Annotated in this window: 27 protein-coding genes; 12 read left to right on the forward strand and 15 right to left on the reverse strand. The window is 63.1% G+C overall.

From position 1 onward, the window contains the following. Positions 1-7 precede the first annotated feature (7 nt). On the forward strand, positions 8-2,710 hold the full coding sequence (locus BLW80_RS16190) for a CHAT domain-containing protein (RefSeq protein ID WP_093758737.1): 2,703 nt from the start codon (positions 8-10) through the stop codon (positions 2,708-2,710). A gap of 57 nt (positions 2,711-2,767) precedes the next feature. Here the strand turns inward: BLW80_RS16190 and BLW80_RS16195 are convergent, their stop codons facing one another. After that, positions 2,768-3,814 (reverse strand): histone deacetylase family protein, encoded by a 1,047-nt coding sequence (locus BLW80_RS16195; protein WP_093758738.1) that lies wholly within the window; start codon positions 3,812-3,814, stop codon positions 2,768-2,770. On the opposite strand from BLW80_RS16195, the gene BLW80_RS30365 reads away from it, so the two are divergent. Then, the gene (locus BLW80_RS30365) at positions 3,813-3,968 is read left to right on the forward strand and encodes a hypothetical protein (protein ID WP_170849681.1); all 156 of its coding nucleotides are present in this window, start codon (positions 3,813-3,815) and stop codon (positions 3,966-3,968) included. The genes BLW80_RS16195 and BLW80_RS30365 overlap by 2 nt on opposite strands. Before the next feature lie 68 nt (positions 3,969-4,036). Here the strand turns inward: BLW80_RS30365 and pyrG are convergent, their stop codons facing one another. The 5 genes from pyrG to BLW80_RS16220 form a co-directional block, all read right to left on the reverse strand. Beyond that, positions 4,037-5,668: a CTP synthase gene (gene pyrG, locus BLW80_RS16200; protein ID WP_068730833.1), complete on the reverse strand. Its 1,632-nt coding sequence runs from the start codon at positions 5,666-5,668 to the stop codon at positions 4,037-4,039. Positions 5,669-5,834: 166 nt separating this feature from the next. Beyond that, positions 5,835-6,215 carry a preprotein translocase subunit SecG gene (secG, locus tag BLW80_RS16205; RefSeq protein WP_089264515.1) on the reverse strand — a complete coding sequence of 127 codons (381 nt, stop codon included), beginning with the start codon at positions 6,213-6,215 and terminating at the stop codon, positions 5,835-5,837. A 151-nt stretch (positions 6,216-6,366) separates the two neighbouring features. Continuing rightward, the gene (gene tpiA / locus BLW80_RS16210) at positions 6,367-7,140 is read right to left on the reverse strand and encodes a triose-phosphate isomerase (protein ID WP_093758739.1); all 774 of its coding nucleotides are present in this window, start codon (positions 7,138-7,140) and stop codon (positions 6,367-6,369) included. 57 nt (positions 7,141-7,197) lie between these two features. After that, positions 7,198-7,785: a general stress protein gene (locus BLW80_RS16215; protein WP_093758740.1), complete on the reverse strand. Its 588-nt coding sequence runs from the start codon at positions 7,783-7,785 to the stop codon at positions 7,198-7,200. Between the two features lie 16 nt (positions 7,786-7,801). Then, complete coding sequence (locus BLW80_RS16220) at positions 7,802-8,131, reverse strand: hypothetical protein (protein WP_093758741.1); 330 nt, start codon at positions 8,129-8,131, stop codon at positions 7,802-7,804. A gap of 233 nt (positions 8,132-8,364) precedes the next feature. On the opposite strand from BLW80_RS16220, the gene BLW80_RS16225 reads away from it, so the two are divergent. From BLW80_RS16225 to moaC, 4 genes are all read left to right on the forward strand, one after another. Continuing rightward, on the forward strand, positions 8,365-10,278 hold the full coding sequence (locus BLW80_RS16225; protein ID WP_093758742.1) for a peptidylprolyl isomerase: 1,914 nt from the start codon (positions 8,365-8,367) through the stop codon (positions 10,276-10,278). 118 nt (positions 10,279-10,396) lie between these two features. Next, positions 10,397-11,416, forward strand: coding sequence for an anthranilate phosphoribosyltransferase (gene trpD / locus BLW80_RS16230; RefSeq protein ID WP_093758743.1), 1,020 nt, complete (start codon positions 10,397-10,399; stop codon positions 11,414-11,416). A gap of 7 nt (positions 11,417-11,423) precedes the next feature. Further along, positions 11,424-12,230: an indole-3-glycerol phosphate synthase TrpC gene (gene trpC / locus BLW80_RS16235; protein ID WP_093758744.1), complete on the forward strand. Its 807-nt coding sequence runs from the start codon at positions 11,424-11,426 to the stop codon at positions 12,228-12,230. 2 nt (positions 12,231-12,232) lie between these two features. Continuing rightward, positions 12,233-12,754 carry a cyclic pyranopterin monophosphate synthase MoaC gene (moaC, locus tag BLW80_RS16240; protein ID WP_092142396.1) on the forward strand — a complete coding sequence of 174 codons (522 nt, stop codon included), beginning with the start codon at positions 12,233-12,235 and terminating at the stop codon, positions 12,752-12,754. A 21-nt stretch (positions 12,755-12,775) separates the two neighbouring features. On the opposite strand, the gene BLW80_RS30370 is transcribed toward moaC, so the two are convergent. From BLW80_RS30370 to BLW80_RS16265, 6 genes are all read right to left on the reverse strand, one after another. Continuing rightward, on the reverse strand, positions 12,776-13,234 hold the full coding sequence (locus BLW80_RS30370; protein WP_170849682.1) for a hypothetical protein: 459 nt from the start codon (positions 13,232-13,234) through the stop codon (positions 12,776-12,778). A 96-nt stretch (positions 13,235-13,330) separates the two neighbouring features. Beyond that, on the reverse strand, positions 13,331-13,543 hold the full coding sequence (locus tag BLW80_RS30375; RefSeq protein ID WP_170849683.1) for a hypothetical protein: 213 nt from the start codon (positions 13,541-13,543) through the stop codon (positions 13,331-13,333). A gap of 218 nt (positions 13,544-13,761) precedes the next feature. Beyond that, complete coding sequence (locus BLW80_RS30380) at positions 13,762-13,938, reverse strand: hypothetical protein (RefSeq protein WP_170849684.1); 177 nt, start codon at positions 13,936-13,938, stop codon at positions 13,762-13,764. A 184-nt stretch (positions 13,939-14,122) separates the two neighbouring features. Further along, on the reverse strand, positions 14,123-15,337 hold the full coding sequence (locus BLW80_RS16255; RefSeq protein ID WP_093758746.1) for an ABC transporter substrate-binding protein: 1,215 nt from the start codon (positions 15,335-15,337) through the stop codon (positions 14,123-14,125). A gap of 67 nt (positions 15,338-15,404) precedes the next feature. Then, the gene (locus BLW80_RS16260) at positions 15,405-15,728 is read right to left on the reverse strand and encodes a 2Fe-2S iron-sulfur cluster-binding protein (protein WP_093758747.1); all 324 of its coding nucleotides are present in this window, start codon (positions 15,726-15,728) and stop codon (positions 15,405-15,407) included. 7 nt (positions 15,729-15,735) lie between these two features. Continuing rightward, complete coding sequence (locus BLW80_RS16265) at positions 15,736-16,884, reverse strand: cytochrome P450 (protein ID WP_244528328.1); 1,149 nt, start codon at positions 16,882-16,884, stop codon at positions 15,736-15,738. A gap of 233 nt (positions 16,885-17,117) precedes the next feature. On the opposite strand from BLW80_RS16265, the gene BLW80_RS16270 reads away from it, so the two are divergent. After that, positions 17,118-17,666, forward strand: coding sequence for a MarR family winged helix-turn-helix transcriptional regulator (locus BLW80_RS16270; protein WP_093758749.1), 549 nt, complete (start codon positions 17,118-17,120; stop codon positions 17,664-17,666). Positions 17,667-17,910: 244 nt separating this feature from the next. Further along, positions 17,911-18,537 (forward strand): HAD-IA family hydrolase, encoded by a 627-nt coding sequence (locus tag BLW80_RS16275; protein WP_093758750.1) that lies wholly within the window; start codon positions 17,911-17,913, stop codon positions 18,535-18,537. On the opposite strand, the gene BLW80_RS16280 is transcribed toward BLW80_RS16275, so the two are convergent. From BLW80_RS16280 to BLW80_RS16290, 3 genes are all read right to left on the reverse strand, one after another. Further along, positions 18,534-19,259 carry a CbtA family protein gene (locus tag BLW80_RS16280; protein WP_093758751.1) on the reverse strand — a complete coding sequence of 242 codons (726 nt, stop codon included), beginning with the start codon at positions 19,257-19,259 and terminating at the stop codon, positions 18,534-18,536. The two genes, BLW80_RS16275 and BLW80_RS16280, sit on opposite strands and share 4 nt — an antisense overlap. Before the next feature lie 3 nt (positions 19,260-19,262). Beyond that, a complete protein-coding gene (locus BLW80_RS16285) occupies positions 19,263-19,445 on the reverse strand; it encodes a CbtB domain-containing protein (protein ID WP_089264725.1) in 183 nt (60 codons plus the stop codon). Between the two features lie 63 nt (positions 19,446-19,508). Further along, a complete protein-coding gene (locus BLW80_RS16290) occupies positions 19,509-19,793 on the reverse strand; it encodes a hypothetical protein (RefSeq protein ID WP_093758752.1) in 285 nt (94 codons plus the stop codon). Positions 19,794-19,901: 108 nt separating this feature from the next. Between BLW80_RS16290 and BLW80_RS16295 the strand changes: the two genes are divergently transcribed. The 4 genes from BLW80_RS16295 to lexA all read left to right on the forward strand — a co-directional run bounded on the left by BLW80_RS16295 (position 19,902) and on the right by lexA (position 25,242). Next, positions 19,902-21,110 (forward strand): molybdopterin molybdotransferase MoeA, encoded by a 1,209-nt coding sequence (locus BLW80_RS16295; RefSeq protein ID WP_093758753.1) that lies wholly within the window; start codon positions 19,902-19,904, stop codon positions 21,108-21,110. A gap of 158 nt (positions 21,111-21,268) precedes the next feature. Next, a complete protein-coding gene (locus BLW80_RS16300) occupies positions 21,269-23,626 on the forward strand; it encodes an Orn/Lys/Arg family decarboxylase (protein ID WP_093758754.1) in 2,358 nt (785 codons plus the stop codon). A 21-nt stretch (positions 23,627-23,647) separates the two neighbouring features. Next, positions 23,648-24,217 carry a GNAT family N-acetyltransferase gene (locus BLW80_RS16305; protein ID WP_276509735.1) on the forward strand — a complete coding sequence of 190 codons (570 nt, stop codon included), beginning with the start codon at positions 23,648-23,650 and terminating at the stop codon, positions 24,215-24,217. Between the two features lie 302 nt (positions 24,218-24,519). After that, positions 24,520-25,242, forward strand: coding sequence for a transcriptional repressor LexA (lexA, locus tag BLW80_RS16310; RefSeq protein ID WP_068730850.1), 723 nt, complete (start codon positions 24,520-24,522; stop codon positions 25,240-25,242). The last annotated feature ends 1 nt before the right edge of the window (position 25,243 follow it).

Below are 25,243 nucleotides of genomic sequence, written 5' to 3' on the forward strand. Positions count from 1 at the left end.
GCCGGAGATGTCTTTGTCATCCCGGGCGCAATGGGCCGCCGGCGTTGCCGCTCGGCTTGCTATCGCCATCGCCAGTGGCCTCATCCTATTGCCGGCTTTCACCCCCGTCGCCCAAGCGCAGAACAGCCGCGCACCCAGCGAGCGCGAGCTCACAGCCAAGATTCAGGATGCGTTAAACGCGTTACGCGCCAGCAATGGTGGCAGCGGCCGCGATCGACTGAAGAACGCACTGCGCGAGGTTACGCAGAGCAACTATCACCGGCTTACGATTTCGGCCTATCTGAATGCCGCAGGCTCGTTCGAGCGCCGCCGCGACAACGGCACGGCATCCGAGTTTTTTGCTGATGCAGCCAAGACCCGTGCCGCGCGCGACGGTGGCAACGATGCGGTCACGTTCTGGTTCGAATATGCACGCTTCCTCGAACGCAGCAATCAATACGATCTCGGCATCCCCGTCGCCACCGAAGCGCGCAAGCGCATGCGCGCGGCCTACGGGCCGAATTCGGCGCAGGACATTGCCGGTGGCGACATCCTCGCAACGTTGCTGACCAATAACGGCGCCGTCGCATCCGGCCTCAACCTCTCCGAAGAGACCTATCTGAATGCGCGAAAGGCGCTCGGCGACCGCGAACCGCTGACCTGGCGCACCGAGAATAACTATGCCGAGGCACTGCGCATGGTCGGGCATCCCGACGTCGCCGCGGGGATCGACGAACCACTGCTGCGCAAGCGCATCGCGCATTACGGCTATGGCAGCATTCAGGCGCTGGTGAGCGCCAGCAATCTCGCGCTCAACCATCTGGCCATGGGCAACGAAGCCGAAACGCTCCGCGCGCTCGACTTGCAAAAGCGCTGCGCGACCGAACTCGCCGATCCCCGCTCCGAACATGTCCAGCAGGCCAATGTCTGGATCGCCTATACAAAAGCCTATTTCCATCCCGACCAGCAGATGAGCCGCCCTGATCTGGAAGCCATGGCCAAGGTCAAGGACTGGAACGGCGCACCGGATCTCCTGCGCATCAAGGCGGCACAACTCGCTGCCGATCAGTATGAGACACATGGCGAGACTGACCGCGCGCTGGCGCTGCGGATCGACGCCTATCACCGTTCGCAAACGACCATTGCGCGTCAGCATCCGATCACGTTCGATGCCTTGCTCGGTGTCGCGATGACTCGAATGAAGCGCGGCGACAAGGACACGCTGGCGACCTTCAAGGATGTCGAGCAGCAGGCGTTCCGCTGGATGCTGCGCGAGGTCGGCACCGCCGGTAACCGCTACGTCGCCGAGACCATGCGCAAGCTGGCCGATGATATCCTGTATGAGTTCGGTCGCTACGCGCTGGTCGAACCAGCCGCGGCCATCGCCTATGCCGACGCAGTGTCGCGCTGGAAGACAATGGAAGATGGCGAACGCACATTGCTGCGCCTGACGGCCGACCGACTGCCTGACGACGCCACCAAGGCACTGGCACAGACTGTACTGCGACTGTCCGGCCAGCAGCAGGAATTGCTGTCGTCAGGCAAGATCGATGACGACGCGCGCGACGTGCTCAGGCAGTTGCAGGACGCGCGGCAAGCGCTTGCGGCGAAGATGAGTAACAAGGCGCCGACCAATCTCCAGCTCCCATCCATCGAGGAAAGGCTCGAACGCAGCGACGCGCTGGTCGACTTCTTCGTCAGCGGCCGCCGTAACCGCGTTAATCCGATCGCGCCAAAACCGGAGATGCGGCTGCAGGCCGTGATCCGCCGCCACGACACCGCGCCAGCACTGTTCGATCTCGGCCCGCTCGACAGCTTCCTCGCAGTCGATCCGACGTCGCCGGATCATGCAAAGCTCTTCCGTCGCCTCCATGACACGCTGCTCGGACCGCTGAAGCCGCAGCTCGCCGACGTGAAACGACTGTTTCTTGTCCCCGATGCCGAACTCTACAGCCTGCCCTTCGCGATGCTGCAGGATGCGGGCGGCCGCTATCTCGACGAGATTTACGACACCCGGATCATGACGCGCGCCGACGCGCTGTTCTTTGCGAACAACGACAACAGGCTTGCATCGGGCGACAAGGCGCTGTTGGTCGGCGGGCTCGACTATGCCGGCGCCGCCAATGAGCTACCCTCGACGAAGACCGAAGTTGATACGGTCAGCGCCGATCTGAAGAAGCGCAACCTTGTCGTTACCATCCTCTCGGGCAGCGACAGCGGCGAAGCGACGATCCGCGCCGACGCCAAAGGCGCGTCCCTGATCCATCTCGCCACCCACGGCTTCTACAAAACCGCCTCCAACCGCACCGACGCGCTCTGGCGCAGCGGCCTCGTTGCCTCGCGCCCCAATCTCAGCCGCCCGCCGCAGCGCGACGACAACGACGGCGTACTTTATGCGCGCGAGCTGATGAACTGGGACTTGTCGTCGGCCAACCTTGTCGTGCTGTCCGCCTGCCAGACGGCGCTCGGCGATCCCAGCCGGATTGGCAGCGTGCGCGGCTTGCCCACCGCCCTTGCCATCGCCGGCGCCCGGCGTTCGCTGCTGACGTTGTGGGAGGTCGCAGACGAAGGCACCGCCAACTTCATGGCGCGGTTCTATCAGGTGCTGGCCGACGAGAAACTCGATTACGCCAGCGCGCTCCGGAAGGTCCGCATCGAAGCGATCCAGGGCAAGATCACGGCCGCCAAAGACCCGTCGGTCTGGGCGGCGTTTGTATTCTTCGAGAGCTGAAACCTGTGGCTGAGCCGTAGGGTGAAGCGTAATCCGCCCTACGCGATCCCATCCGAACTACGCTTGCCTGAAGCCAGTCAGGAAGGAATCGAGGCAGGCCTGGATCGCATCGATGCCGTATCCGCCCTCCTGAACGATGAGCGTCGGCAGACCCAGTGATTGCATCTTGGTGCCGACGCTCCCGAAGTCCTTTGCGTCAAGCTTCAGGATGCCGATCGGATCATCGCGATGGGCATCAAAGCCGAGCGCCACGACAAGGGCATCGGCGCCAAATGCGCGAACGCGTTCGATCGCCGTGTCGAGCGCTGCATTCATCTCAGCGCCACCGGCACCGGGCGGTAAGGGTAGATTGAGATCGAAGCCCTCGCCGGCACCATGGCCGGTCTCGCTTGCATAGCCCGTATAGAACGGCACGAAATTCGTGGGGTCGCCGTGGATCGAGATCGTCAGCACATCTGGACGATTATAGAAAATCTGCTGCGTGCCATCGCCGTGATGAACATCGACATCGATGATCGCCACCTTTCCAAAGCGACTGCGCAATCGCTGCGCGGCAATCGCGCTGTTATTCAGGTAGCAGAAGCCTGTGCCGCGATCGGCGCGCGCGTGATGGCCCGACGGCCGGCACAGCGCATAGGCAGCGCGGTCCCCGCCGACGATAGCGTCTGCGCCAGTGACCGCTGTTTCCGACGAGCGCAGGATGGAACGCCAGCTATCGGGGCCCATCGGCACCGACAGATCGCCGAGATACCAGCCCACCTGAGCGATAAATCCGGTTGCCGGGCAATCCCGCCGTGCAGCCTCTTCCGGGCGTCCGCTCCAATACGGGAAATATTGCGGCCACACTTCCGGTCCGTGGTCAGGCAGTTGCGCCCAATTATCCCACGCGGTTTCCAAGAAGCGTACGTAAGCCGGCGTATGCACCGTCAGCGCGGGCGCAGTGCCGTACTCCGCCGGCTTTTCAGGCGTGATCTCGTGCCGCGCCAAAGCGCCGATCAGTCGTTCGGTGCGAACCGGCGAATCCTTGATGGGCACGAAGCGGCCGTAACGCATGAATTGCTGCGGCGAATGAATTGCCTGATCCGGGTGATAGAAAGCGCGCATGGATCATCCCTCTGTCCGTTCGGCCGGTCAGAAGACCGACGCCTCAGGGATCATTCGCATGATTGGTTTCTGCCGATCAATCGGCAGTCTGCGCAGCCCTTATGAGCGCAGCAACATGGGCAACTCGGTCGTAGGACGGATTGATGAAGCGTGATCCGCCATCCTTCCGTCCCACACACGCCGACGGCGGATTACAGATTCGCCAAATCCGCTCCTCCGGTCTCACACCAGCCGGCTCTGCGCCGCCGCAGCCTTGATGAAGGACGCAAACAGCGGGTGCGGTTCGAACGGGCGCGACTTCAGCTCGGGATGATACTGCACGCCGATGAACCACGGATGGTTCTCGTATTCGACGATCTCCGGCAGCACGCCATCCGGCGACAGGCCGGAGAACTTCAACCCATGCTTTTCGAGACGGTCTTTGTAGGCCGTGTTGACCTCGTAGCGATGGCGATGGCGTTCGGAGATTTCGGTGGCGCCGCCATAGACGTCCGAGACCTTGCTGCCCTTGGTCAGCGTCGCCGGATAGGCGCCGAGCCGCATGGTGCCACCGAGATCGCCGGCATTGTGGCGCTTCTCGAGTTCGTTGCCGCGCAGCCATTCGGTCATCAGGCCGACGACCGGCTCCTTGGTCTCACCGAACTCCGTGGAGTTGGCGTCCTTGATGCCGCCGAGGTTTCGCGCCGCCTCGATCACTGCCATCTGCATGCCGAAGCAGATGCCGAAATACGGCACGTTGCGCTCCCTGGCGAACTGCGCCGCGCGGATCTTGCCTTCGGCGCCGCGCTGGCCGAAGCCGCCCGGGACGAGGATGCCGTTGACGTGTTCGAGGAACGGCGCCGGATCCTCGTTTTCGAACACCTCGCTCTCGATCCAGTCGAGATTGACCTTCACCTTGTTGGCAATGCCGCCATGGGACAGCGCTTCGGTCAGCGACTTATAGGCGTCCTTCATGCCGGTATATTTGCCGACAATCGCGATGGTCACCGCGCCTTCCGGATGGCGGATACGCTCGTTGATGGTGTTCCAGGTCTTCAGCTCGGGCAGCGCCTTCGGCGTCATGCCGAATGCGGCCAGCACTTCGTCGTCGAGCCCGGCGACGTGATAGGCCTCGGGCACCGCATAGATGTTGTCGACGTCGCGGGCCTCGATCACGGCGCTTTCGCGGACGTTACAGAACAGCCCCAATTTACGGCGCTCTTCCTTGGGAATATCTCGATCGCAGCGGCACAGCAGGATGTCGGGCTGGATACCGATCGAGCGCAGCTCCTTGACGGAGTGCTGGGTCGGCTTGGTCTTCAACTCGCCGGCGCTCGGAATGTAAGGCAGCAGCGTCAGGTGCACGAACACGGTGTCGCCGCGCGGCAGGTCATTGCGCAACTGGCGGATAGCTTCGAAGAACGGCAGGCCTTCGATGTCGCCGACGGTGCCGCCGATCTCGACCAGCACGAAGTCGTAGCCGTCATTGTCCGACAGGACGAAGTCCTTGATGGCGTTGGTGACGTGCGGGATCACCTGGATGGTGGCGCCGAGATAATCGCCGCGACGTTCCTTGGTGAGGATGTCCTGATAGATTCGTCCGGTGGTGATGTTGTCCTGCTTGGTGGCAGGCCGTCCGGTGAAACGCTCATAATGGCCGAGATCGAGATCGGTCTCGGCACCGTCATCGGTCACGAACACTTCGCCGTGCTGATACGGCGACATCGTTCCGGGATCGAGATTGAGATAGGGGTCAAGCTTGCGAAGCCGGACCTTGTAGCCACGCGCCTGCAACAGCGCGCCTAACGCCGCTGAAGCCAGACCTTTACCGAGCGAGGAAACCACGCCGCCGGTGATGAAAATGTACCGCGCCATGGGACTTAACCTTTAAGGCTCCGAAACCGATTCGCCAAAACGAATCGCAGCCGTCAGCCGAGAATCGGTGAGGCTGTGGGTGACTTGAAAAACGAAATGATTGCAGCCCCTTGATGGGATCTGCTGATGCAGGACGGTAGTCCCCGTCCTGCATGGCGCCTCTGCTTTATTGCGAGCGTGGCGGTGCCGGGGCTGCAGGAGCCTGCTGTTCGTCGGATTTCTTCAGCGTATCCAGCAGGCCGCCCGAGGTTGGCGGAGCCAGCGGCGAGCCCGGCTGCGACACCGGCGCGGTCGAGCCCGGCAGGATCGAAGTCGGCTTGCGCTCATAGGTCGCGAGCCACGACAGGAACAGGCTGGTCAGGAAGAAGCCCACCGCAAGAACGCCGGTGGTGCGTGTCAGAAGGTTCGCCGTGCCGCGGCTGGACATGAAGCCGCCACCGCCGCCGCCACCGACGCCTAGGCCGCCGCCTTCGGATTTCTGCAGCAGCACCGTCCCGATCAGAGCCGCGACGATCATGAGGTGGATAACGATAATGACGCTTTGCATCGTGTCCTTCCATCGCAAGCACGCAGCGCCGATCGCCGGCTGCAGTCATGGCTTGCGGGGTTTGAATCCAGCGGTGTCTACACGATCGACCGGGGGATTGTCACCCCCGCGCCGACCGGTCTGGACCGCAAATTCCAGCAGTCCGTGGGAGTTAGGGACAGCCCGCCGCGATCGCAAGGAAATCGGCCGCCTTCAGGCTGGCGCCGCCCACCAGCGCACCGTTCACGTGAGGAACCGCCATCAACTCCTTGGCGTTCGATGGCTTGACCGAACCGCCATAGAGGATGCGGATCGAGGCACCCTCGTTCTTAAAGCGTTCAGTCAAACGACCCCGGATAAACTTATGAACTTGCTCGACATCTTGAGCTGTCGGCGTCAGTCCGGTGCCGATCGCCCAGACCGGTTCATAGGCCACGATCAGGTTGCCCGAGGTGGCATCGTCCGGCAGCGAGCCTTTGAGCTGGGTACCGCAGACGTCGAGCGTCTTGCCGGCGTCGCGTTCGGCCTGGGTCTCGCCGATACAAACGATTGCAGTGAGCCCGGCGCGCCAGGCGGCCAGCGCCTTTTCGCGAACCACGGCATCGGTCTCGCCGTGATCGGCGCGGCGCTCGGAATGTCCAACGATAACAGCGGTCGCGCCAGCATCAGCCAGCATTTCGGGCGCAATGTCGCCGGTATGCGCGCCTGAGACATTCTTGTGACAATCCTGCGCCCCGACTGAGACGACGTGGCTGCCCTCCTGCCCGAAGCTCGATGCCTTCGACGCGAACGTAGCCAACAGTGTGACCGGGGGACAAACCAGCAGGTCGGCCTTGTCCAGCACATCCGGCGCGCCGCGCAGCATCGCTTCGAACTCGGTCATCGACGCCTTGAGGCCGTTCATTTTCCAGTTGCCGGCGATCAGCGGCCGAACGGCATCAGTCATGAGGATATCCTGTCATTTGAAAGAGGTTATCTGAGCTAACAGAGGCGATCCGTCAGCTCAAGCTGGCTTGGCGCCACGCTGGCTCCGCTCCCGTTTGATCTCATCGGCGGTGAGGTCAGGCGCCGAGGGATCGAACTTGCTCCAGCCCGATGCGGCCAGATCGGTGCGGCGCTGGGCGATATCGACCGAGGATGGATGCAGCAACGCCTCGAGGCGGTCCTTGTCGGCCGCCTCCACCTTGGCACTGACGAGGCTACCTCCGCGGCGGATGCTCTCGGCATAGACCTCGGCATCGTTCACGGCGACTCCGGCTTCGGCCAGCATCCCGATCACGCCACCAGCTGCGCCCGCGGCTACGGCGCCGGCTGCGGCCGCCGCCAGCCATCCGGCAGCCACGACCGGTCCGAGCCCGGGAATCGCCAGCAGGCCGAGACCAGCCAATAATCCGCCGACCCCGCCAAAACCGGCACCGATCGCGGCGCCCTTGCCGGCGCCCGCGGCATAGTCGGGCGCGTACCATTTGTCGGCGTTGTTGGCGATGATGCTGATGTCGTCCTCGGGCACACCGGCTTCACGAAGGTTGATAACGGCCTTCTGCGCGTCGGCGTAGTCGTCGAACAGCCGGGAGATCGTCACCTTGCTCATCGCGCTACCCCCACGGTCATTCCGGCTTCGCCGAGACGTTGCCCTTGTAGTCGACGCTGACATGGACCTTCTTGGATCCGCTCATCGCAGTGCCGCGCCAGATCCCCCGGCTATCGTTCACCAGCGGCGACACGTCGGCATAACCTTGTGACTCCAACGACTTGCGAGCCTGACCTTCGGTGAAACTATTGGCGCCGGGAAGTGGCGGCGTTTCTGTTTTCGGCGGCGAATTCGTCGACTTCGTCACCGTGGGATTCTGCATCGCCGGATTTGGCTGCGCGCCTGCCGGCGCGAGCGCCATCCAGATGCCGCAGGCGGCAACTCCCGATCGCCAACCGATGCGCATGATGTCTCCCGGCGGGCCTGAACGCCCGCTCAACAAAGCAGCAGCGGGCCGGAAAGTTCCATAGGCCGCTAATGCCTCGCGGTAGTGCCGGAAACCGCTTCAATCCGCCCCGCCCCAGCCGGTTGCGACCCGGCTTTTGCCACTTTATGATGCGCCTCCTATTTGGCGACGCCCTCCGGCCCCATGGGCTGCTGGTGCGAGCCGATTCCCCTCCTGACAGATAAGAAGACCCTATGCTTCGAGGAATGCGCAAAGCCTCATCCAACTGGATTGGCAAGACGATTATGGCCGTCGTGATGGGCGTGCTGATTGTCAGCTTCGGCATCTGGGGCATCGCTGACGCGTTCAAGGGCTATGGGCAATCCAAGCTCGCCACCATCGGCTCAACCGAGATCACGACCGAGCAGTTCCGCCAGCTCTATAACGACAAGCTGCAGCAGATCGGCCGCCAGTTCGGCCGCCCGCTGACCTCGGATCAGGCCCGTGCTTTCGGCCTCGACCGCCAGGTCCTGCAGCAGGTCGTCGCCGAAGCGGCCCTGGATGAAGACGCGCGTCGCAAGGGTCTCGGTGTCGGCGACGCCGAGGTGATGCGGCAGATCATTGCGGATCCGAACTTCCAGAGCCCGACCGGCGGCTTCGATGCGCCGCGCTTCCAGCAGCTGATCCGCTCGCTGGGCTTCACCGAACAGCGCTACATCGCCGAACAGCGCAAGGTCTCTCTGCGCCGCCAGATCGCCGGCACGGTCACGTCAGGCGTCGAGCCGCCGAAAACGATGATCGAGGCACTGAGCCGCTATCAGAACGAGACCCGCACCATCGACTACGTGAAGCTCGATGCTGCGCAGGCCGGGACCATTGAGGCGCCCTCGCCCGAAGCCCTCGCCGCCTATTTCGACGAGCGCAAGACCCAGTTCCGCGCCCCCGAATATCGCAAGATCGCCTTCCTCGCTTTGACGCCCGACGAGATGGCGAAGTGGTCGACGGTGTCGGACGACGACGCCAGGAAAGTGTTCGAGGAGCACAAGGACAAGCTCTCCACGCCCGAACAGCGCCAGATCTCGCAGATCGTCTTCCCGAATGCAGCGGACGCTGAAGCCGGCCGCGCCAAGCTGAACGATACGTTCAAGTTCGAGGACCTCGCCAAGGAACGCGGCCTGTCCGCCTCCGACATCGATCTCGGCATGGTTGCCAAAGCGGGCATCATCGATCCCTCCGTCGCCAATGCTGCCTTCTCGCTGGCACCCGACGGTATCAGCCAGCCGATCACCGGACGGTTCGGCGTAACACTGGTCAAGGTCGGCAAGGTTCAGGCCGGCACGACGCCGAGCTATGACAGCGTTGCCGCCAACCTGAAGCGCGATATCGCCATCGAGCGCGCCCGCGCCGTCGTGTCCGACATGCATAACAAGATCGAGGACGAACGCGGTGGCGGTGCCAATGTCGTCGATACCGCCAAGAAGCTCGGCCTCACCGCCGTCACCATCGAGGCGGTCGATCGCTCCGGTCGCACCCCCGACGGCCAGCCCGTTGCCGGCCTGCCCACGGGTGTGGACGTCGTGACCCAGGCCTTCAACAGCGATGTCGGCGTCGACAACGACGCATTGCAGGCCGGCGGCGGTTACATCTGGTACGACGTGCTCGGCGTCACGCCGGCGCGCGACCGTACGCTCGACGAAGTGAAGCCGCAGGTCGAGGCACGCTGGCGCGAAGAGCAGATCACCACCCGCCTACGCGACAAGGCTGTCGACATGGCGAAGAAGCTCGAAAGCGGCGCCAAGCTCGCCGACGAAGCCGCAACAGCCGGCCTCAAGGTCGTGACCTCCGCGCCATTCAAGCGCGACGCGAGCGATCCGGCTCTCTCGGCCGGCGTGATCCAGTCCGTATTCCGCGGCGTCAAGGATTCGGCCGGACAGGCGCAGGGTGCCACGCCGTCGGAATGGATCGTCTACCGGATCACCGATGTCACCGCGCCTGCGGTTGATATGGCCTCCGAAGATGCCAAGAAGCTGAAGGAGACGCTGCAGCGCGGGCTGACCGACGAACAGGTCGCGCAGTATGTCACCAGGCTCGAGACGCAGATCGGCACCAAGATCAACGCGGAAGCCGTTGCGATCGCCACCGGCGCCGCGAACAGCAACACCAATTAGGAAACCCACGTCGTTATTGCGGGCGCAGCGAAGCCATCCAGAAGCAACAAGCAAAGGCTGGATGGCTTCGTCGCAGATGTCGCCTGCAATGACATGTGCATCACTCTGAAAGCATCCGATGGACAATCTCAGGGCAATCATTGCCAAGGTCGCGACCGGCGCCTCCCTCTCGCGTGAGGAAGCCTCGGCGGCCTTCGACAGCATGATGTCGGGCGAAGCCACGCCTTCGCAGATGGGCGGCCTGCTGATGGCGCTGCGCGTGCGCGGCGAGACCGTGGACGAGATCACCGGCGCGGTTGAGGTAATGCGCGCCAAGATGCTGCGGGTCGACGCACCGGCCGGCGCTGTCGATGTGGTCGGTACCGGCGGCGACGGCTCCGGCTCCGTGAACGTCTCGACCTGCGCCTCCTTCATCGTCGCCGGTTGCGGTGTGCCGGTGGCCAAGCATGGCAATCGTGCGCTGTCGTCGCGCTCCGGCGCGGCCGACGTGCTAGCGGCCCTCGGCGTCAGGATCGATCTCACGCCCGACGACGTCAGCCGCTGCCTTAGAGAGACAGGCATCGGCTTCATGTTTGCGCCGGCGCATCATCCGGCCATGAAGAATGTCGGCCCGACCCGTGTCGAGCTCGCCACCCGCACGATTTTCAATCTGCTTGGACCGCTGTCCAATCCCGCCGGCGTCACCCGGCAGATGGTCGGCGTATTCTCGCGGCAATGGGTGCTGCCGCTGGCACAGGTGCTGAAGAATCTCGGCTCCGAATCCGCCTGGGTCGTGCACGGCTCCGATGGCCTCGATGAGATCACCCTCACCGGCCCAACCTTCGTGGCAGCGCTGGAAAACGGCAATATCCGCAGCTTCGAGATTTCACCCGAGGATGCGGGCCTGCCGCGCACCGGTCCGGATTCCCTGAAGGGCGGCGACGCGCAGGAAAATGCGGCCTCGCTGCAGGCCGTCCTCGACGGCAAGCCGAGCGCCTTCCGCGATGTCGCGCTGCTCAATGCGGCCGCGGCATTGGTCGTGGCCGGCAAGGTCAAGGACGTGAAGGAAGGCGTGGCACTCGGTCAGAAGTCGCTCGACAGCGGCGCGGCGCTGGAGAAGCTGAAGCGACTGGTCGCCGTCTCCAACGCCAACCTGTGAGACGACCATGTCCGACATCCTGACCAAGATCGAAGCCTACAAGCGCGAGGAAATCGCGGCCGCCAAGCGCGCCCATCCGCTCGCTTCCATCGAAGCGCTGGCCAAGGCTGCGCCGGCGCCACGCGGCTTCATGACCGCGATCCACAGGAAGCTCGACAAGAACGAGTTTGCGCTGATTGCCGAAATCAAGAAGGCGTCGCCGTCCAAGGGGCTCATTCGCGAGGACTTCGACCCGCCGACGCTGGCCAAAGCCTATGAGGCCGGCGGCGCCGCGTGTCTCTCGGTCCTGACCGATACGCCGTCCTTTGAAGGGCATCTCGACTTCATGGTCGCGGCGCGCGCCGCGACCAAACTGCCGGTGCTGCGCAAGGACTTCATGTTCGACACCTATCAGGTGGTCGAGGCCCGCGCCCATGGCGCCGATTGCATCCTGATCATCATGGCTGCACTCGACGATGCGCAGGCGCGTGACATCGAAGACGCCGCCATCGACCAGGGCATGGATGTGCTGATCGAAATCCACGACCAGCCGGAGCTGGAACGCGCGCTGAACCTGCGCTCGCCGATGATCGGCATCAACAACCGCAATCTGCGCACCTTCGAGACCACGCTGACCGCCAGCGAAACGCTGGCGCCGATGATCCCCTGGGATCGTCTCAAGGTCGGCGAAAGCGGCATCTTCACGCCAGACGACCTCGCACGCCTCGAGCGCGTCGGCATCTCCACCTTCCTGGTCGGGGAAAGCCTGATGCGGCAGGCGGACGTAACAGCGGCAACGCAAACGCTGCTCAAGCGCGCGAACGGAACGCATTGATCATGGCCGGCAAGACGAAAAAATCGAAGCAGGCCCCGGCCCTCACCCACATCGATTCCTCGGGCGAGGCCCGCATGGTCGATGTGTCGGAGAAACCGGCGACCGAACGCATCGCGGTGGCCGAAGGTCTGGTGATCATGAGCAAGGCGACGCTCGACATGATCGTCTCCGGCAATGCCAAGAAGGGCGATGTGCTCGGCACGGCGCGTATCGCCGGCATCATGGCGGCAAAGCGCACATCGGATCTGATCCCGCTGTGCCATCCGCTGGCGCTATCCAAAGTCACGTTGGACATCACGCCCGACAAGAAACTGCCGGGCTGCCGCGTACGTGCATCAGTCAAGGTCACGGGCCCCACGGGCGTCGAGATGGAAGCGCTGACGGCCGTCTCCGTCGCATGCCTGACAATCTACGACATGATCAAGGCCGTCGAGCGCGGTGTCCGCATCGAGGGCATCCACCTCGTCGAGAAAAAGGGCGGCAAGTCCGGGCACTATCTGGTCACGGACAACGCCGCGAATTGAATACTCCGCGGTCGCCCGGCGTCAGCCGCAGACATACACGCGCCGCCATCGCCAACCGTGATAAGTTCGCACCCGTATAACGTCATAGCAGTTGTCGTAATACGGATAGCCCGCATAGGCGTAGGACGAACCGAATCCGATCACAAACGGGGCGAAATTCCGGAAGTGGCGATTGTGGTGACCAAAGTGATGGAAGCCTCGATTGGACATGCCGGCGAAGCGTGCTCCGCCTGGCATAGCGACGAAACGAGTTGCACCGAACCCGCCGCCGCGCAGGCCGCCCATGGCCATACCGCCGCCGCGGAAGCCACCTCCGTGGAAGCCACCTCCGTGAAAACCGCCACCACCGTGGAAACCACCCCCGTGCCCGCCACCACCGCCGTGGCCGCCGCCGCCGCCGCGCGCGGAAGCATCTATCGGCACGGACGTCATGCCGATGGCCGCAATTGTGGCAAGTCCGATCAACATTTTCCTGAGCATGGCACACTCCTGTCGCAGGTGTGGGCCCCCATCCTCAGAACACCGGTTGCCGCAAATAATTCCCGATGATCGCCAGCGACATCGAACAAGTGGCCGTCACTTGATCATCGGACAACCGCCCTCGGCCAACGACCGCAATGCTGCGACAGCACGCTTCGACGAAATCGCGAACTGTTCGAGATCGCGCAGGCGCTCATTGAGCTGCTGTCGCCGCACAACCATCTTTGCGGCCAGCACAACGCGCAATTTCTCATGAAGGTCCCAGAGCGCGTCATCACTGCGAAATCGCGATCCTGCGCCGTCATCCATCTTGTTTACGAACAATAACCGGGACCGCGCGCGACATGGGGGGTGTTTGGCGGCGGTCCCGGGCCAGATCAAGCGACCAACCGGACGGATGAGACATCCAGGCTGGTGCTCGTGGCGGGATCAGCACTACCAAGCAGGACAAGGCCAAGTGTGAATGCGCACTACTTAGTTACGCGCGCGCGTTGTAAGTTTTGCGGTAACCTGAATAGGGGCGGATTTCAGCGATCGCTGTCATCACGGTGCTCGCGCAGGAGACGCTGCCGGCTGCGCTGCGGCTTCATCTCACTGACGATCCACGGCCCGATCTGCGCATCGAGATGACGCTCATATCGTTTGACCAGCAACCACGCTGCAGGCGGCAGCAGCAAGACCATCAATCCAAAAACAATCGACATTCCAAATCCTTTAAATCAAAGGGTTTCGATGTCATTAGGTACGTGGAATAGCCTTTTAGGTTTGAAATAGCCCGCATGTATTTTCTGCGGAGCAGCAAGTTACCTATCGGTCCGCCAATTCCCGCAACTGGCGCCACATCGATACCGGGAACGACTGATGTTGCCGGTATCGATGCGCGACAGGCTACTTGATCATCGGACAACCACCCTCGGCCATCGGCCGGAACGCCTTTTCGGCAGGGATGGTCGAGAGCAGCTTGTAATAGTCGTATGGCCCCTTCGACTCCGCCGGCTTCTTGATCTCGAACAGATAGATCGGGTGAATGACACGGCCATCGGCGCGGATCGTGACCTCACCGAACAGCTTGTCCTTGCCCTTGAAGGTCTTCATCTGCGGTACGACGACACTGGCATCGTCGCTGCCCTTGGCGGCCACGGCATTGAGATAGGCCAGCGTGGAGGCATAGACGCCCGCCTGATTGGCGCTCGGCATCTTGCCGTTCATGCCTGGCCGCGCCGCAAAGCGTTTGCCAAAGGCGCGGGTGTCATCATCCATGTCCCAGTAGAAGGATTCCGTCAGCAACAGGCCCTGCGCGGTCTTCAGGCCCATGCCGTGAACGTCATTGATGAAGATCAGGAACGCGACCAGCTTCTGCGGGCCGTCCTGCATGCCGAACTCGCCGGCCTGCTTCACCGCATTGATGGCATCGGCGCCGGCATTGGCAAGACCGATCACCTTGGCCTTGGAGCTCTGCGCCTGCAGCAATAGCGAGGCGAAATCGGAGGTGCCGAGCGGGTGCTTCGATGACCCCAGCACCTTGCCGCCGTTCTTCGTGATGTAATTGGTGGCTTCGGCCTCGATACCCTGCCCCAGCGCGTAATTCACCGTGAGAAAGTACCAGTCGTCACCGCCCCGCTGCATCATCGCCGCTGCGGTGGTGTTGCCGGTGGCCCATGCGTCGTTGACCCACTGGATGGTGTTCGGCGAGCAGTCCTTGCCGGTGAGGTCCGACGTCGCGGTGGATGAGGCCAGGAAGGTCATCCTGGTGTTGCGGGCGATATTGTTGATGGCGAGACCGACCGACGAATTCGGCACGTCGACGATGGCATCGACCTTTTCGACATCGAGCCATTTGCGCGCGATGGCGGAGCCGACATCCGCCTTGTTCTGATGGTCGGCATAGACGATCTCGACCTTGATGTTCTTGCCGCCGCCGTTGAAATCCTCGGCGGCCATCCGCGCGGCTTCCACCGAGCCCATGCCGTTGGTGTCCTGGAACACGCCGGAAATATCGTTGAGCACGCCGACCCGCACCACATCGTCGGACACCTGCGCCTGGACTGCCGTCGCCATCACGCAGGATGCCGCAGCAGCCAAAACTGTCTTCAAGCCCTTCATTGTCGTCTCTCCCCTCTACCTTGATTGCGCGGGTCCGGACGTTGCCGGTCGCGGTCTTTCTTGCGAACTACACCTGTCGCTCCGGCAGTCGGAGCACGAGGCCATCGAGCGCCTCGGTGATCTTGATCTGGCACGACAGGCGGCTGTTCGGCAGCCGCTCGCTGGCGACGCCTTCCAGCAACTCGTCCTCGTCGGCGCCGACTGCGCCAACTTTGCCCAGCCAGTTGTCGTCGACATAGACGTGGCAGGTGGCGCAGACCGCGCCGCCGCCGCATTCGCCCGTAATGCCGTCGATGCCATGCAGCAGCGCCGTATACATGGCGCTATCGCCGTCATTGGCGCTGACTGTCTCGGCACGGTCGTCGTGATGAATGAACGTAATGCTCGGCATGGAATCCTCAGGCAGGCGTGAAGGTGACGGGCAGGCTTTCGAGCCCGCGCAGCGTGTTGTTGTAACGGCGCTTGACGTCGCCGGTGATCTCGATCGACGCGACCTTGCGCGCCAGTGCGGAGAGCATGACCTCGCCCTCAAGCCGCGCCACGAGCTGGCCGACGCACATGTGGATGCCGGAGCCGAAACCGACATGACCCGATGTCTTGCGGGTGATGTCGTAGCGTTCGGGATCGGCCCAGCGGCGCGGATCGCGGTTGGCGGCGGCCAGGAACATCAGCACCTTCTCGCCCTCACCGACACGACAACCACTGATCTCGACGTCGCGGGTCGTGGTGCGGAAGAAGGTCTGCACGGGGCTTTCGTAACGCACGGCCTCCTCGAACGCATTGCGCGCCAGCGACAGGTCGCTGCGCAGCCGCGCGAATTCTTGCGGGTAGCGCGCCAGGCAATAAACGGCAGCGCCGATACCGTTCACCGTCGTGTCCAGCCCTGCCGACAGCAATGAGCGCACCAGCAGCGGCGCCTCGTCGGCGGTGATGTCGCCGGTGTCGACCCGTGCATGGATGCAGGCGCCGAAACCGCCGGGTGCGAGATTATCGCGCTGGCATTGTGCGGCGACATAGGCCTGATGCGGCGCCGAGCGTTCGATGGCGTCCTGGCGCAGCTGGTTCGGCGGACCGAAAGCATTGAAGACAAGACCGGCATAAGGCAGCAGGTTTTCGCGGCCCTCCTTCTGCAGTCCCATCGCATCGGGGAACACCGAGAGTGGATAGGCTTCGGCAAGATCCGCGACCGCGTCGAAACTGCGCCGCTCCAGCAGTTCGTCGACCTTGGCATCGGCGGCCGCGGCAAAGCCATCACGCAGTTGCTTCATCACCGCGGGCGACAGCACTTTATTGAGCACGGCGCGCGTGCGCGTATGCGCCGGCGGGTCGGCTTCGAGAATGAGGCTCGGCGGGCGCCACGGTTTCTCCCTGGCGAAGTCGCTAAGACCCACGCCGCGGCTCGAGCAGAACGTCGCAGGATCGTTCAGGACTGCATGAACTTCGGCATAGCGCGCGACCGCGTAGACGTTCCATTTGTCGAGATACACCACGGGCCCGGCTTCACGCAGCACCTCGTGGGTGGGGTGAGGATCGGCAAAGAAGTCCATAGCGAAGGGATCGACGTCGAGGTGGACGACGGGCTGAGACGATAAGTCGTTCGGCAGGGCTCCGCCGAAAGACAGCACCGGCGGGGTGTGGGGCGATGCCGTCGTGACCGTGGAAACCATGTGAATCTCCCATATTTTCTTGTTGGCAATTGTGGCTGCGTGTCTCTATTCCTCAGAACCACGTGATCTCGCCGATTTCGACGACGTCACGCTGGCAGGCAGGATCGTGGTGCATGAGCAAGAATGGATCGGAAAAAACGGTTCGAAAGCCCGCCAAGGCGAAAGTGACAAAGGTCAATGTCAGGACTGTCGCCGCGAGAACGCCCGCTTCGAAAGGCGGGCAGTTGCTCGATCTTGAGCGCTATGTGCCGGCCTTCATCACCTTCATTGCGAACAAGCTGTCGCGCAACGCGACCGCGCTCTATCAGAAGCGCTTTGGCGTGAATGTCACCGAGTGGCGCATCATGTCGCTGCTGGCCATCGAGCCCGGCATTCCCGCCTCGCGCATCTGCCACGTCATCGGCTTCGACAAGGGACCGGTCAGCCGCACGCTTGCCATGCTGGAAGAGCGCGGCCTGGTCGCCATCAATGCCGACCCGGACGACGCGCGCACCCATTCGATTACGCTGACCACGAAGGGTCGCACGACCCATGACGCCGTCATCGTGACCGCGCTGGAACGCGAGCGAAAGCTGCTGTCCTGTCTGGATGAAAGCGAACGCGAAGTGCTGATCGACTTGCTGCGACGCATTCACGGCAATCTCGGCGCGGTAACCGGCTAGACCACCACGCGTTGCTCGCGCGTCATCAATCGCTGTCCCGCACAAGCGGTCCACCATCGTTTCTCTCCCTGCAGGGCCCGGCAGTTGACTGCTCTAGGTAGCGCCCTCTTTGGAAAGGCTCTCACGAATTAGTTGCCTAGGCAACAGAAATATCGGGACGGTTTGTCACGCGGAGGCAAGGATTTTCTGCCATCATCCGCTAACCTGCGCCGCACATGTTCAATCGTTGAGCCAAAAGATACAGATGACGATGTCGCTTACGCCAAATTCCGCAGACGCCCTGCTGTTTGATCTCGGCCGCGTCGTGCTGGATATCGATTTCACGCGCGTGCTGAAGGTCTGGTCGGACTACGCGCAGTGTACACCGGACGACATCGTGAGCCGGTTTGCGCGCGGCGACGTCTATATGCGACACGAGCGCGGCGAGATTTCCGACGACGCATTCTTTGCGCATCTGCACGACACGCTCGGTATCGATCTGACGCCGGCACAATTTCTCGAAGGCTGGAATGCGATCTTCGTCGGGGAGATGCCGGGCATCGCCGAACTCCTCGCGCATGCCGCGAAGCGCTGGCCGCTCTACGCGTTCTCAAACACCAATGTCGCGCATGTCACGCATTTCTCGGAACACCATGCCGATCTGCTCAGTCACTTCCGCGCGGTGTTTCTGTCGTCCTCGATCGGGCTTCGCAAGCCCGATGCAAAATCCTATGAGCACGTCATCGCGGAAATCGGCATCCCCGCCGACCGCATCGTGTTCTTCGACGATCTTGCCGACAATATCGAGGCCGCTCGCGCTTGCGGATTGCAGGCCGTCCACGTCACCTCGCCGACATCGGTCGCCGAGGCGCTCAAGGCACTCGGGCTTTAGGTCCGCGAGATGCGCTGGAAGGCGATGCTGGTGAGGACGCCGAGCAGTGCCCAGAACAGCAGGCTGGTCAGGACCGCCGCAACGACGAAACTGTGCGACAGCGTTTCGGGGACGTCCGTATGACCGGCGGGCGCCTGTGGCGCGCCGATCAGATGCGGCAGGACGATCAGGCCAAGGCCGAGAATAGCGGCCCATGACGCCTTGCGGAAGACCAGCAGGCCGAGCCCCGCCGCAGTGGCGCAGGCAGTGCCGATCCACCAGGTCTGGCGCAGTGTGAGGTCGGCGACAGGCATTCCCGGTAATTCCGGCGGCAGGCCGAGGCCGGGCGCCGCCGTGAAGACGACGAAACCGCCGAGACCCCAGAACAGCCCTTCCCGCCAGCTCACGGCCCGGCCACGCAGCGCGAAGATGCCGGCCAGTAGCAACGCGAAGCCGATGGCCGTCAGGATATTGGCGCCGGTGGTGAAGGCATTGCGCTGCAAGCCCTCGGCGGGCTCCCATTCGGCCTCATGACTATGGGCGGCGGCGCCATGGTCGTGCGTATGGGCGGGCTGCGCGGCAGCCGTCGGCGCAACAGCAGCCGGCGCTTCCGCCTTGCGCTCATAAACTTCGCTTTTCTGGATCAGGGGAATGGTCCCGACCATCTGGGCGCCGGTGATGGCAGCACCAGTGATCACGCCAGCCAGCGCTGCCGAGAAAACGATCGACCTGAAGACGGACATGTCTCAGTGGCAGGGGAATGCGTTGGCGTGGCGCGTGTCATGGGCCGCATTGTGGACGGCGCTGATATGCGAGAAGCCGACCACGCCGACGATGAACAGACCGAGCGCCATGGCCAGAACGGCCTGCACGACGACATTGACGTCAGTGGTGACGGCGGAGATCTGGGCGGTCTGGGTCTGTTGCATCGGAATCCTCGCGAAATAGACAGCCAATTTAGCCGAGTTGTACCGGCGGCGCGACCGTTAATTTTACATCGCGCGGGCGAGATCGCGGCTGGTCAGATGAAAATTCGCATCTGGCGCCACCGGCGCACGCACCAGCTTGGCGCCGGCCGCCGCCTGGAACACTTCTCTGTGGTCGCGGAAATAGGCCGCGCATTCCTCCGGCGACGGGTAACGCCGGAGCAGCGTCCGGAACGCATGACGGTGCACCATGCACAGCCCGCAATGGCCGGACGGCCGGAATGCCAGCGCATCGACATCCGCCCGCCAGACAGGCGCTTCATCGTCGGTTGCGGCGTGGTTGTCGGTCATGATCGCCGATGTCTATCGTGTTTCCCTGCCCTGCCAAAGCGGCTGTGGTTTTGCGTCCGCTCCCGCTCTCCGCTATGACGGGCGCCCACACTGCCGGAGATCCCCGCGATGGCCCTGATGCCGGTTACCGATGCCATGGCCGCGATTCTCGCGGGCGCCGATGCGCTGCCTGAGGAGATGGTACCGCTGGAAGACGCGTTCCACCGCGTGCTCGCCCGCGACATCGCTTCGCTGCGCACGCAGCCACCGGAGCCCATGTCAGCGATGGACGGTTATGCCGTGCGCGCTGCCGATGCGACTTCGGGCGCCAAACTCCGCGTCATCGGCGAGATCGCCGCAGGCAAGCCGTTCGACCGCCCGCTGCAGACCGGCGAAGCCCTGCGAATCTTCACCGGCGGCGTGCTGCCCGCTGGCGCCGACGCCGTGGTAATCCAGGAAGATACTACGCGCGATAGCGATATCGTTGGGATCAACGAGGCCGCGATTTCCGGCAAGCATATCCGCCCGGCCGGCGTCGATTTCAATGAAGGCGATGTGCTGCTGCGCGCCGGCACCCGCCTCACCGACCGCGACCTGGCGCTTGCCGCCGGGATGAACCATCCGTCACTGCCCGTGCGGCGACGGCCGGTCGTTGCCGTGCTCGCCACCGGCGACGAACTGGTCATGCCCGGTGCGGTCCCCGGCCCCGGCCAGATCGTGCTCTCCAATGGCTTCGCGCTGCGTGCGCTGGCTCGTGCCGAAGGCGCCGAGGTGATCGATCTCGGCATCGCCGTCGACACGTTGGAGGCGACCACATCGGCCATTCAGCGCGCGATCGGTCTGAAGGCCGACGTGCTGATCACCACCGGCGGCGCGTCGGTCGGCGACCACGACCTCGTGCAGCAATCCCTGATCAATGCCGGCGTCGAGATGGCGTTCTGGCGCATCGCCATGCGGCCCGGCAAGCCGATGATGCACGGACGCCGCCAGGGCATGCGCGTGATCGGCCTGCCCGGCAATCCCGTCTCGTCCTATGTCTGCGGCTTCCTGTTCATGGTGCCGCTGCTGCGCGCGCTGTCCGGCCGAATCGAGGTCGCTCACGCGCTCGAACCCGCGGTGCTCGGCCGCGACCTCGCCGCCAACGACCAGCGCGAGGACTATCTGCGCACGCGTCTGGAAACCCGCGCCGACGGCACCGTGGTGGCGACGCCGGTGATGAAACAGGACTCGTCGCTGCTAGGAAATCTGGCTGTTGCCGAAGGACTTCTGATCCGCAAGCCATTCGCTCCCGCCGCCGCCGCTGGTGATTCCTGCGCGATCATGCGACTGCCTGTTTAAAGGCCGAGATGCGCGATGGGATGCCGGGCCACCGGAACTTCCGCCGCGCGGCATGTTCTCTGAGCTTTTTTCTGACTGAGATACCTTAACGCGGCTTCAGTCACTGAATTGTCACGTAACGCAGCGAGACATCGCTGCGAAACAAGATCGGTGCACAAATGGACTATTTCAAACGCTTCAATTTCCTGTTTGCGATGCCAACATTCGACGCCGACGATCTCGAGGGCATTCGCCTCAATCAGATCGTCGACGAGATCGAGCGTTCCGGCTTCGAGGTCGTCAAGGCGCGCAAGCTCGAAGACGCAACGATCGCGGTCCAGACCGACGCGGCGATCGGCTGCATGGTGGTCGACTGGGGCAAGAAGGGCCTCGAAGGCAAGACCGCGGCGCTGATCAACCTGATGCGTAAACGGGGCCTGGACTTCCCCATCATCCTGCTGATCCGTCGCAAGCGGTTTGAAGACGTCCCGGTCGAAGTGCTCGATTTCATCGATGGCTATGTCTTCCTGTCCGAGGAAACCCCACCCTTCATCGCCAAGAATCTGATCAGCCGGTTGAAGCAATATGCCGAGACGCTGAAGACGCCGTTCTTCGGCGCTTTGGTCGACTATGCCGAGGAAGGCAACCAGCTCTGGACCTGCCCGGGCCACAATGGCGGCGTGTTCTACAGCCGCAGCCCGATCGGCCGCGTGTTCATGGAACATCTCGGCGAAGCCGTGTTTCGCGACGACCTCGACAATTCGGTGCTCGATCTCGGCGACCTGCTGACTCATGAGGGCCCTGCGCTGCAGGCGCAGAAGGAAGCAGCGCAGATCTTCGGGGCGGAGAAAACCTATTTCGTGCTCAACGGCACCTCGACCTCCAACAAGGTGGCACTATCGGCTTTGGTCACCGATGGCGACCTCGTGCTGTTCGACCGCAACAACCACAAGGCGGCCTTGCACGGCGCATTGATGATCTCAGGCGGTGTGCCAATCTATGTGCCAACGACGCGCAATCCCTGGGGCCTGATCGGCCCGATGAACTGGGATGCGCTCGACGAGGACGCGCTGCGCGAGCGCATCCGTATCAATCCGCTGGTCACGGATCCCGAGGCCTGGAAGCGTCCACGCCCGTTCCGCGTCGCCGTGGTCGAACAGTGCACCTATGACGGCACCATCTACAGCGCCGAGATGATCATCGCGCGTATCGGCCATCTCTGCGATTACATCCTGTTCGACGAAGCATGGGCGGGTTTCATGAAATTCCACCCGCTCTATGCCGGCCGCTTCGCCATGGGGCTCAAGGAGCTCGGCCCGGATTCGCCGGGTATCATCGCGACGCAGTCGACCCATAAGCAGCTCGCGAGCTTCTCGCAGGCGTCGCAGATCCACATGAAGGATCGCCACATCCGCGGGCAGAAGCGCCGCGTCGAGCATCGGCGCTTCAACGAAAGCTTCATGCAGCACGCCTCGACCTCGCCGTTCTATCCGCTGTTCGCATCATTGGATGTCGGCGCGCAGATGATGAAGGGCCGCTCCGGCGAAGTGTTGTGGGACGATACGATCCGGCTCGGCATCGAACTGCGCAAGAAGATGCGCGCTGTGCGCCGCGAATTCGAGGAGAAGGAAACCCGCGCCGAGCGTCGCTGGTTCTTCGAACCCTTCGTGCCCGAGCGCGTCGCGATTCCCGACGCAGCCAGCGAAGGCGCTGTTCACAATGTGCCGTGGGAAAGCATCGGCACTGACCAGCTGGCCACCAATCCGGCTTATTGGCAGCTCGCGCCTGACGCCGCCTGGCATGGCTTCCCCGGCATGGAAGCCGGTTTCACCATGACCGATCCCAACAAGCTGACGGTACTGACACCCGGCTTCGACCGCACCACCGGCGGCTATGCGGAACACGGCATCCCCGCGCCCGTGGTCGCGCAGTTCCTGCGCGAAAATCGCATCGTGCCGGAGAAGAACGATCTCAACTCGCTGCTCTTCCTGCTGACGCCCGGCGTGGAGGCCAGCAAGGCCGGCACGCTGATATCGGGCCTTGTCGCCTTCAAGAAGTTTCATGACGACAACGCGCTGCTGGAAGATGTCATCCCCGAATTCGCCAGGCGCAGGCCGGCGCGTTATGCGGGCATACGCCTGCGGGATCTCTGCGGCGACATGCACCGGTTCTTCCGCGAGGCCAATGTGAGCGAACTCCAGACCAAGCAATTCTCCGCCGACCATCTGCCGGAGATTGCCATGTCACCCCACGATGCCGCGCGCTGTCTGGTGCGTAACGACGTCGACTACCTCCCGATCGACGAGATCTTCGGGCGCGTCGCGACGACGCCGTTCGTGGTCTACCCGCCCGGCATCGCCACGATCGTCCCCGGAGAACGGCTCACCGAACGGTCAAAGCCGATGATCGATTATCTCCGGATGTTCGAGACCTGCTTCAACACATTCCCGGGCTTCGACGTTGAAATCCAGGGCATCTACCGCAAGGTCGGCGCCAATGGCCGGATCCGACTTTACACTTACGTGGTCTCCGAATAGGGAGCACGTAAGGAGCCAGATTTGCCAACGGAACTCGAACAGCCGGTCGTCATCCGACCGTCACGCGACACCGACGTCGATGCCATGCTGGCGATCTATCGCCGGCACATCCGGCAAGGCGTCGAGGAAGGCGTCAGCGACGCCGACACGCCGCAGCCCGACGATCTCAGAGACCGGCGCAAGAACCTGCGCAGCAAACGGTTCCCGCACCTCGTCGCCACGCAAGGCGGCGAGGTCGTCGGCTACGCCTATGTGGTGCTGTTTCGGAAGCGACCGGCCTATCGCTACACGGTCAAGCATTCGATCTACATCCACCACGGTCATGTCGGCCGGGGCATCGGCCGGCTGTTGATGCGCGAGTTGATCGATGTCTGCGCAGCCGCCGGCTTCCGGCAGATCATCGGCTATATCGATGCCGACAACACGGCCTCGCTCGGCTTGCATGAGAGCTTCGGCTTTGCCCGCGTCGGCTTGCTGCCCGGCGTCGCCTATCGCTCCGGCCGCTGGGCCGACACGATCATGGTTCAGCGCTCGCTGGCCACCGGCTCCACGACTCCGCCGCCGCCCATTGGGCGCATGACGTCCGCGTAGCCCAAGCGACCGCGGAAGCATTTTCCATGTCCGTCGAGGATCGACGACTGGTGAGGAACAGCCTCCTCAAACCTCCCTCAACGTGCATTCTGTTGACGGCAAATTAAGCATTGCAGAACACATATGGAACATATAGTGTTCGTTCATGATTTGTTTCGAGATTCTGTGGCTTTGAGTAGTTTGAGAGTGCCCGAACTCGCGCAACCGATCTTCGAACGATCGTCTCAGGATTGAGGCTCACCGTTCGAAGGCCCTTTGAAACGCACGCGGCGGCCGACACCGTCAACTGAGGATGGCTTCAGATGCTCACGCGCAAACAATACGAACTCCTGCGATTCATCGATCAACGGCTGAAGGAAGCCGGCGTCCCGCCGTCCTTCGACGAGATGAAGGATGCGCTCGACCTGCGCTCGAAGTCCGGCATCCATCGTCTGATCACGGCGCTGGAAGAACGCGGCTTCATACGCCGTCTGCCCAACCGCGCCCGTGCCATCGAAGTCATCAAGCTGCCAGAGCTCGGCGCGCCGGTCACGGGCGGCACCGGGCGCCGCGGCTTCACGCCCAGCGTCATCGAAGGCACGCTTGGCAAGGTGCGTTCCGCCGCCAGCATCGCCAGCAACAGCGGCGATGATGACAATGGCCGCACAGTTGCCATCCCGGTGATGGGCCGGATCGCGGCAGGTACGCCGATCGAGGCACTGCAGACCCGCAGCCACACGATCAGCATGCCCGCCGACATGCTCGGCTCCGGCGAACATTACGCGCTCGAAGTGCGCGGCGATTCCATGCAGGACGCCGGCATTCTCGATGGCGACACCGTGCTGATCCAGCGCAACGAAAGCGCCGACACTGGCGACATCGTGGTGGCCCTGATCGACGACGAGGAAGCCACGCTGAAGCGCTTCCGCCGCCGCGGCGCGTCGATCGCGCTGGAGCCTGCGAATGACGCCTACGAAGTCCGCATCCTGCCGCCTAACCGGGTGCGCATTCAGGGCAAGCTGATCGGCCTGTATCGCCGCTACTGAG

Source organism: Tardiphaga sp. OK245 (assembly GCF_900108575.1).
Taxonomy (GTDB): domain Bacteria; phylum Pseudomonadota; class Alphaproteobacteria; order Rhizobiales; family Xanthobacteraceae; genus Tardiphaga; species Tardiphaga robiniae.